This window comes from Proteus sp. fly-1067 (genome assembly GCF_040139345.1).
Lineage (GTDB): Bacteria > Pseudomonadota > Gammaproteobacteria > Enterobacterales > Enterobacteriaceae > Proteus > Proteus vulgaris_B.
Genome location: NZ_JBEEUL010000162.1, coordinates 1 through 601 on the forward strand (window position 1 = coordinate 1; position 601 = coordinate 601).

1 protein-coding gene is annotated in these 601 nt (G+C 42.1%); it reads right to left on the reverse strand.

Annotation, left to right across the window (positions count from 1 at the left end; genetic code table 11):
- Positions 1–32 precede the first annotated feature (32 nt).
- The coding region (locus ABN217_RS19765; RefSeq protein ID WP_349459930.1) for an isocitrate lyase/phosphoenolpyruvate mutase family protein at positions 33–601 on the reverse strand (569 nt) is incomplete at its 5' end.

Below are 601 nucleotides of genomic sequence, written 5' to 3' on the forward strand. Positions count from 1 at the left end.
GGGGACAACTTGAATTATTTAGAATATAAGTATTATTTTTGTTGTGAAAATAGAGCATCTAATTTTTGTTCATAGTCATAGTAATTAATGCTTTGATAAAGTTCGTCACGAGTTTGCATCAGTGGAACGACATTTTTTTGTGTGCCTTCTTTGCGTAGTGTGGTGTAAACCTGCTCAGCGGCTTTGTTCATCGCTCTAAAAGCAGAGAGAGGGTAAAGGGCAATCGCAATACCAACACTGCGTAACTCATCAAGGGTAAATAAAGGGGTTTGACCAAATTCGGTAAGATTGGCAAGAACTGGCACTTTAGTTTGCTCTACAAATTGTTGGTACATGTTCAGTTGCGTGATGGCTTCAGGAAATAACATATCTGCCCCCGCCTCAATATAAGCATGTGCTCTGTCTAACGCGGCTTCTAACCCTTCAACAGCCAACGCGTCGGTACGTGCCATGATCACAAAATTTTCATCAACGCGTGCATCAACCGCGGCTTTGATCCGATCAACCATCTCTTGTGTTGAAACAATTTCTTTATTGGGACGATGACCACAACGTTTAGCACCAACTTGATCTTCCAAATGTAAACCGGCAGCACCGGCTT